Source organism: Neoroseomonas rubea (assembly GCF_016106015.1).
GTDB lineage: Bacteria > Pseudomonadota > Alphaproteobacteria > Acetobacterales > Acetobacteraceae > Neoroseomonas > Neoroseomonas rubea.
This window is the reverse complement of the sequence record NZ_JACADQ010000424.1, coordinates 1-3,038: the sequence shown is the minus strand read 5'-3', so window position 1 is coordinate 3,038 and position 3,038 is coordinate 1. Positions and strand designations below refer to the sequence as shown.

Below are 3,038 nucleotides of genomic sequence, written 5' to 3'. Positions count from 1 at the left end.
ACCCCGGCCGGACGCCGCGGCGCCGTGGGCGTGCCCTGCGCCAGCGCGGCCGCCATGCCGCCGATGAGGAGCAGCGCGGCGAGCGACGCGCGCGCCGCGCTACGCCGCATGTTCGCGCATGCCCGCGACAAGAAGCCAGCCGATGCCGAAGGCGACCGAGAGGCCGAGGAAGATGCTGCCGACACTGATGAGTTTCCGGGGATAGAGGGGATAGACCGCGAGGTTCGGTTCGACGACGCGCGCGAGGTACATCTGCTGCCGCTGCGCCTCCATGCGCGCGCCTTCGAGGCTCGCGGTCGCCGAGGCGAGTTGGCGGTCGGCGAAGTCGCGCTCGAGCATCAGCCGCTCGAACCCCGCGAGCTGCTGCGCGAGTGCGCCGCCGCCCTGGGTGCGGCGGCTGCGCTCGGCCTCGATCTGGCGTTCCAGCGCGGCGACGCGGTTGCGGGTGACCTGCAGCGCGGGATTGTCCGGTCGCATGAAGGCCATGCGTTCCCGCAATTCGGCCTGGACCGCGGCCAGCGCGGTCTCGAGCCCGCCGATGGTCGCGACCGCCGCCTGCACCGATCCCGCGCTGTCTAGATCCTGCTGTTCCTCGCGGAAGCGGGTAAGCGCCGCGCGACTTTCGAGCACGCGCCGTTCGGCGATCGCTACTTCCTCCCGTGCCACGCGCAGCGAATCCTCCCGCGCGCGCTCTGACAGGCGGTTGACCAGGGATTCGGACAGCTCGATGAGCGTCGTGGCGATGGCGCGCGCATCCTCGGGGCGGAAGGCGCGGGCGCGCAGCGTCAGCAGGCCCGTCAGGCCGTCGAGCTGCGCGGTGACCATGCCATTGTAGTACTTCGTCAGCCGTTCCGGCTCCTCGTGTCGCAGGCGGGCGAGCAGGTCCGCTTCCGTCCGTTGCCAGATGGCGATCAGGTCGATCTTGTCCTGCGCGCGCGCGACGGCGTCATGGGAGAGCAGGAAGTCGCGCACGCTGTGCGCTTCCGCAGCCGTGGACAGGCCGCCCGCGCCGCCGACCGCGGCGGAGATCATGTTGCCGAGGCTTGGCTGCGGCGCCTCGGCGCGCGATCGGACGACGAAGCGCGCCTCGCTGACATATTGCGGCGCCGCCACCAGGTAGAAGTAGACGATGGCGAGCACCGTCGGCAGCAGCACCAGCCAGGCGAAGGGGTGGCGCAGCAGCCGGATCGGCCAGGGTCGTCGCCGTCGCGGCGGCGGCGCCGGCGTCCAGGCGGGCTCCTCGCCCGCCGGTTCAAAGGCTGTTGTAGGTGGCGAGAGCTTCATCGATGTCATCGAAGAATGTGAGGGTGCCGTCCGCCAGGACCGCCGCGCGCGTGCACAATTGCCGCACGAGCGAAGGCTGGTGGGTGACGATGATCAGTCCCGCGCGGGCAAGCCGCGCGCCGAAGGCGCGGCCGAAGCGCGTGTCGCCGACCGCCAGCGCCTCGTCGACCAGGAAGCAGTCGAAGTCGATGGCAAGCGAGATGGCGAGGCCGAGGCGCGAGCGCATACCGGCGGAATAGGTGTTCACCGGCATGCGCAGGTAGTCGCCCAGCTCGGCGAAGGATTCGACGAAGTCGACCGTCTCCCGCACCGGGCGGTCGTAGATGCGCGCGATGAAGCGGGTGTTGTCCGCGCCGGACAGCGCGCCGTGGAAGCCCGCCGCCATGCCGATTGGCCAGGAGACGGACATGGACCTGCGGATCGTGCCGCGGGTCGGTACCTCGATGCCGCCGAGGATGCGCACCAGCGTCGACTTGCCCGATCCGTTCCGCCCGAGGATGCCGACGCGTTCGCCGCGCCGGAAGGTCGCGTCGATGCCGCGCAGCACGCGCTTGCGCCCGTCGCGCATCGGGTAGGACTTGTGCACGTCGATCAGCTGCAGGCCCATGGTCACTCGAGCCCGACCCGCGCGCGCGCGATCCGCAGGCCGGCGAGGCCCAGCAGATGCGGGCCGATGATCCACCAACCGATGTAGGACAGGTCGTAGAAGGTCCGGAACTGCTCGCCGAACTGTCCGTCCCGCATCAGTTCGAAGAGATGGACGGTCGGCATCCAGAGCGCCACCTCCTGCCAGTCGGGCGGCAGCCATTCCACCATGAACATCAGGCCGCAGATCGGCATGATCCCGAAGGTCGCGATCTGCACGAAGTAGCCCGCCGCCTCGAACTCGCTGGTGATCGAGCCGACCATGAAGGCGATCCCCTGCGCGAGCAGCAGCATGAGCACGAGCGCGAGGATCATCTTCACCGGCTGGTCCGGCGCCGCGCCGCCCATCGCGATACCGGCGACGACGAACAGCGCCATGACGCCGGCCGACGCGGCGAGCTCGATCGCATGGCGCGCGAAGAACAGGTCCGGCAGCGTGACCTGGCGGTGGTACAGCAAGGTCTGGTTGGCGTTGATCGTGTTCGGCGCGCGGCTGACGATGCCGCGCAACAGCTGGAACAGCATGAAGCCGATCGAAAAGAACTCGAAGCTCGAGCGAATGCCCTCGCCCCCGCTCGCCCCGTGCAGCAGCGCGATCACGCCGCCGAGCAGCAGCGGCTCAGCGAAGAGCCAGAGGTAGCCGAGCCGCTGGCGCCCGAAGCGCGTGTGCATCTCCCGGATCACAAGCGCGCCGATCACGCGCAGCTGCATCCGTGCGGCATCGACCAGTCCCGTGCGGGTGACGGCGCCACTCACGGGCGGCTCGTGCCGTCGCGCAGCAGCGGCCGCGCCTCCCGCCAACCCTCGCCGGCGCGGCACAGCAGGCGGGACTGCACCCCGCCGCCGGCGGCGACCATCACCTCCCGGCATTCCCGCCCGCTCGCCGCGGCATAGGCGCGCACGAGCCGCACCCGCGCCGCCTGGCCCGTCCCCGCCAGCCGAACGGTATCCTCGGCGCCAGAGGCGGCGTTCGCCGCGAAGGCCACGACGGGATCGTCGATCGGCACGACGGCGCCGACCGCCGCGCCCGCCGAGGGGGCTGCGCCGTTGCCGCCACAGCCGGCGAGCAGGGCGGCGCCGAGCGCCAGGGCCAGCCCGCCGCGCCGCAT

The 3,038-nt window shown here is 71.1% G+C and carries 4 protein-coding genes; all 4 read right to left on the bottom strand.

Features of this window, described 5'->3' with window-relative positions; genetic code table 11:
- Window positions 1-99 precede the first annotated feature (99 nt).
- Entirely contained in the window at window positions 100-1,284 is a 1,185-nt protein-coding gene (locus HW577_RS23065) for a KpsE/RkpR family capsule polysaccharide export protein (protein ID WP_198378455.1), read from the bottom strand.
- A complete protein-coding gene (locus HW577_RS23060; RefSeq protein ID WP_198378454.1) occupies window positions 1,253-1,891 on the bottom strand; it encodes an ABC transporter ATP-binding protein in 639 nt (212 codons plus the stop codon). Before HW577_RS23060 ends, HW577_RS23065 begins: the two co-directional genes overlap by 32 nt.
- Before the next feature lie 2 nt (window positions 1,892-1,893).
- On the bottom strand, window positions 1,894-2,685 hold the full coding sequence (locus HW577_RS23055; protein ID WP_198378453.1) for an ABC transporter permease: 792 nt from the start codon (window positions 2,683-2,685) through the stop codon (window positions 1,894-1,896).
- On the bottom strand, window positions 2,682-3,038 hold a 357-nt coding region (locus HW577_RS23050; RefSeq protein WP_198378452.1), incomplete at its 5' end, for a DVU3141 family protein. The genes HW577_RS23050 and HW577_RS23055, both read right to left, overlap by 4 nt.